Source organism: uncultured Desulfovibrio sp. (assembly GCF_944327235.1).
Classification (GTDB): Bacteria; Desulfobacterota; Desulfovibrionia; order Desulfovibrionales; family Desulfovibrionaceae; genus Desulfovibrio.
In genome coordinates this window covers 1-4,370 of record NZ_CALVHE010000133.1, presented here as the reverse complement: position 1 = coordinate 4,370, position 4,370 = coordinate 1, and the positions used below count along the sequence as shown (strand labels likewise).

General features: G+C 59.4%; 5 protein-coding genes. All 5 read right to left on the bottom strand.

The features are described from left to right. Positions 1 to 10: 10 nt before the first annotated feature. Positions 11 to 1,045 (bottom strand): DNA cytosine methyltransferase, encoded by a 1,035-nt coding sequence (locus Q0K00_RS11455; RefSeq protein WP_297229645.1) that lies wholly within the window; start codon positions 1,043 to 1,045, stop codon positions 11 to 13. A 76-nt stretch (positions 1,046 to 1,121) separates the two neighbouring features. Next, positions 1,122 to 1,847 carry a hypothetical protein gene (locus Q0K00_RS11450; protein WP_297229643.1) on the bottom strand — a complete coding sequence of 242 codons (726 nt, stop codon included), beginning with the start codon at positions 1,845 to 1,847 and terminating at the stop codon, positions 1,122 to 1,124. 24 nt (positions 1,848 to 1,871) lie between these two features. After that, a complete protein-coding gene (locus Q0K00_RS11445; protein WP_297229641.1) occupies positions 1,872 to 2,255 on the bottom strand; it encodes a hypothetical protein in 384 nt (127 codons plus the stop codon). A 331-nt stretch (positions 2,256 to 2,586) separates the two neighbouring features. Further along, positions 2,587 to 3,699: a hypothetical protein gene (locus Q0K00_RS11440; protein ID WP_297229639.1), complete on the bottom strand. Its 1,113-nt coding sequence runs from the start codon at positions 3,697 to 3,699 to the stop codon at positions 2,587 to 2,589. A 2-nt stretch (positions 3,700 to 3,701) separates the two neighbouring features. After that, positions 3,702 to 4,370, bottom strand: a 669-nt coding sequence (locus Q0K00_RS11435) for a hypothetical protein (protein ID WP_297229637.1), incomplete at its 5' end; no start/stop codon positions are given.

Here is a 4,370-nt window from a genome sequence, read left to right as displayed (position 1 = left end):
GGGCGGCCTGTCAGTTGCTTTCTGAGTCCATCTCTACGGCTGTAATTCTTCCACCGATCCAGCGCATGACGTTGACGCACATGGCATTTCCCAGCGCCCTGTACCGGAGACGATCTGGAGCGGGACGACCACGCCACGGGATGTTCGTCCAGCCGTCGGGGAAGCCTTGCAGGCGTTCCGCTTCCAGCGGCGTGATCCGTCTGACGCCATGTGACGGAATCAGGGTCTCAGTCTCGAAGTCGTAGCGTTCCGCGCGGCTTGTGAGGCAACGGGCAACGGAAATGAGGCGGCCTTCCTGCCAAGCATTGTCCGCATATGGAGTCGTCGTAAGCGGGGGCACGACAGGGATATAAAAACCTCCCTGCGCCCGGTTTTCGTCCGCGCCCCCGCATCCAAAACTGTGAGTAAGGGACTGCGTTACGCGGGCCGTGCCGCGACTTGTTCCAGAGCCTCCTTCAGCGCCGGAGGCAGCCGCCGTCTCCGCCTTTCCGCCCGGCGCAGGATGCCCGCGCAGGCTTTCGGGCTCAAAAAGAACCGATGCGGGATGTCGCCAGTCTCCAAGATGTCCCACAACGAAGATGCGACGGCGTCTCTGGGGAACTCCGAAAAACTGAGCGTCAAGCACTCGCCATGCGAGATGATACCCGCACTCTGCCAACGCCCGGACGAATGTCCCGAAGTCCCGTCCGCCGTTAGTCGAAAAAACTCCGGGGACATTTTCCCATATGATCCACTTCGGGCGAATATCAGAGACAATTCTGACAAAGTGCATGGCCAATCCGCTACGTTCATCGGCCAATCCGCCACGTTTTCCGGCGATGCTGAACCCCTGGCAGGGAGTCCCGCCGACCACAATGTCAACTGTTCCAAGGTCCCCCCCCTCAAGCTGAGTCATGTCGCCATAGTTCGGCACGGACGGAAAGCGATGCGCCAGAACGGCGGATGGAAACGCCTCAATTTCGCAGAAGCCGATTGGTTCCCAGCCCAGTGGTTCCCATGCCACGCTGGCTGCCTCTATGCCGCTGCATAAAGATAGATAGCGCATTATACATCAATTCCTCTGAAAATGATAAACCTTGTACCCGGCTGCTCATCAGGCCCGGCGCGCCCCCAGAGATGGATCAGGCGATGACGTTCAGGCCGGGGATATGGTCCAGCAGCCATGATTTGATGGACTTCATGGCTTCGGCGCGCCATGCGCCGCCGTCCGCTTCCGTCAAGCTGAACTTCATGCTCCCGTGATCGTCCTTGACGCGGAAGACAAAGCTGCTGGCGGGCTGCTCGACTTCGGTGAAGGTTCGGAAGGGGCGAAGGCTGACGGGATTGGGAAGGATCGTGTTTTCCGCTCCGGCAATGCCCTTGCGCACGGTGACGGTCTGAGAGACGCCGTCATCGGTCACGGCGTTTTCCAGTGTGGTCTTGACGCTGGAAGTGTACTTGAGCACAAGGCCGCGTCCGCTGGGCTGGATATCCTGTTCACTTTCGGTGAAGCAGGCCTGCACGGCAATGATGAAGGCCTCGGCGTCCATCCACTCGCCAAGCGGGAGTTTGACCTTATCGAGTTTGGCCCTGATATAGGTCTTGCGGTCATCAAAAGAGCCTTGCAGGGCGGAAAGGATCGCCACGCTTTCAGGGCTTTCCACGTGGCAGATGAGCTTTTCACCGTCGAGGCCGTCAACATTGGTGCGCAGATAATCCTCGATGGCGGAAAGGGTCTTCACCGTAAGCGGTTCCGGCGTGGGCGTGCGGACGGGAGCCAGCGAGTCGCTGGCGTAGGTGCGTCCGTCGATCTCCAGTGTGGTGGGGGCGGCATCCCTGCGGATGGCTTCGTACAGTGCTTTAAGCATGATCTCCTCCTTTGGGTGATAGGGTCAGTTTGCGCTGTTGGCCAGTTTGTGGGGGAACTGAGTGATTTTGCCGGGCATGTTCTCCGTCACGCCGGGCAGGACGTTCTGGGCGGGATTTTCGCCGCTGGATATTTCCGAGGCGGCTACCTCGCCGGTTGTGGGGTCTGTCCCGATGTAAATGCTGGTTTCCAGCGGTTCAGGCGGGCAGAGCGTCGATGAGGTGCTGACGACGACTTCCGCCATGTTCCGATGCTCATTGGGCTTGATGGCTATTTCCAGCTTGACCTTGCGGGTTTTCTTGGCCAGCGTGGCAGGGGCGCAAATATTCTGGATGACGCGCGTCAGTTCATCATGCAGGCGCTCAACAACGCCGCCGTTGTACAGCGTTTCGACTTTCAAGGGGATCATGTGATGTTCTCCTGTCTGATTGTGGTTTATGACTAGCTCTTCCTCGCCAGCCTTTCCCTGTCTCGTTCGCTCATCTCGCGGATGGGTTTGACTATGCCGCAGCGGCCCATGCCCGTGGGGGTGCCGTCTGGGGAGATTTCGCACACGAATGCCATGCAGCGATCGCCAGCGCAGCGGATTTCCGCATACGGGTCAGGGCCACCAAAACAGAACGGGCACAGTTTGTCGTGCCCGTTATTTCTGTTCGTTGTCGTAAAATCTTCGTACATACTGAAAAAGCCCGCCTTTTGCCGGGCGGGCGCGGGTTGAGGTGTGTGGAGGTGAGGGAAAGCTAGGCGGACGGGGCCTGATCACGCTTTTCCGCCATGCGGAGCAGCTTGCGGCAGTCGGTTATCGTCCAACAGTCGATGCCGCGCCCGGCAAGTCGTTCGGCTTCATCCTGCCCAAAGGCAGACAGCACGTCCTGCTTGAGGCTGTGGAGCTCCTCCTGCCGTGCTTGCTTCTGGGCTTCTCTTTGTGCCGCGTCGTCTTGCACCGGAGCTGCGGCAGGCGCTTCCGGTTCAGCCGCCGTGGTTACGTCCACGGCTTCGGCTGTGGACGGTGCGCCGAGGGCGGCGATTTCGCCGGGCTGTTCGCCGGAGGGGAGATCAAACCAGTCCCTGGCGTCGCTCATCCCTTCTTTTATGGAAACGTAGATTTTGCGAAAGCCGATGATCTGCGCCGGCTGGATGGAATCGATACGGTGGCCGAGGCGCTTTTCCAGGGCCTCGCGTGAAACGCCCATATCCGCGAAGGCTTGGACAAGTTTGGCTGTGGCGTCCGCGACATCTCCGACGCTGGCCTTCAGGGTCTTTTCGCATTCGGCAACGGCATCTTCCATGATGTCGCCGGGGATGATCTCCAGGATGGCGGCGCGGACACGGCGTTGTGCCTGGTTCGCCATGAGCTCGTAAATATCGCGCTCGTCGGTGAGGTCGTAGCCTCCCTTTCTGGTGTCACGCCGATGGCGAACGGAGAACTGGCGTACGGCCTTGGTGTTGGTTTCCAGATCCCAGGCAAAGGCTTCGCATTCGCTTTCGCCGGGGCGTCGTGAGAGTTCACGGAAGCCGTAGTTCATGTTTCCCCAGGCTCTGGCAGCCGCCTCGGCAAGGCGGATGGAGGGGCCGGAGACGGATGTTCCGCCGCGTGTGTACTGGTACAACGCCCCTGAAGCAAGATTGACGCGCTGGCAGGCTTGCAGCAGGCGGTCACGGGCGCGAAGTTCATTGCGTGGGCGGGATGCGGCTATGACGAGCGCAGCTTGAACCTCGGCCACGGCTCTGGCCTGATCCGTAGCCAGGATGCCATCCGCAGACGGCGCGGGAGGCTGGAAAAATCCGTTATTGTCCTGCTGTACGGGAATGCCGGTATACAGCGGCACGTTGTCATAACTTGTCTGGGACATTATCAGGCGCTCCTTTTGGGCAATATTTTTCTGTGGGCAGGGATATGCGGGCATGTGAAAAAATATCCGCAGAATCTTGGACCGCAACACCAGTGATCAGGCTGGGCGGGAAGGAATATCCCCGCGTTGATGCTTGCGCACATGAGCTGGAACTTGCGGGCCAATATGGCTGTGTCCTGCGCGTCGCGTTGCGTTGACAACGTTTGCAGGACGGGCGTTTTGCCGTTGACCAGAACGTCGAAGAGCAGTGCGGCGGGATATTCGCCAGTTGCTTGCCGGACCGCCTCACGGTAGGCCGTAGGTTGATTTGAGGCGTGCGCTTTTTCATCGTTCCATTTTTTCCCGCTGGTCTTGAGATCGCGAAGGGTCTTGTCTTCGGTGTACACGTCAAGGATGGTCACGACAGGCAAATCGACGCCCGGCAGATCTATGACTATCCTTTCTTCGACCAAAGCCGGCGTGATCGTTGGAGCAAGTTCTTTGCGGAACAGGGTCGCGAGGGAAACGGCCGTGTCCTTGCCTTCCGCCAGTGCCTTTTTGGCGCTCGGGAGGTCTTCGGGAGCGAAGAAAACGCCGTCTTGCAAAGCCTTGTGGTAGGCTTCGGCAGCGCAATCCTGCACCGCGTCAAGCGGCAGGTCATGGCCTGTACGCTTTTTTTCGCGCAGGTTCGT

Coding starts and splice junctions, on each gene's coding strand:
- Q0K00_RS11445 (WP_297229641.1), bottom strand. CDS start 2,255: ATGATCCCCTTGAAAGTCGAAACGCTGTACAACGGCGGCGTTGTTGAG.
- Q0K00_RS11455 (WP_297229645.1), bottom strand. CDS start 1,045: ATGCGCTATCTATCTTTATGCAGCGGCATAGAGGCAGCCAGCGTGGCA.
- Q0K00_RS11450 (WP_297229643.1), bottom strand. CDS start 1,847: ATGCTTAAAGCACTGTACGAAGCCATCCGCAGGGATGCCGCCCCCACC.
- Q0K00_RS11440 (WP_297229639.1), bottom strand. CDS start 3,699: ATGTCCCAGACAAGTTATGACAACGTGCCGCTGTATACCGGCATTCCC.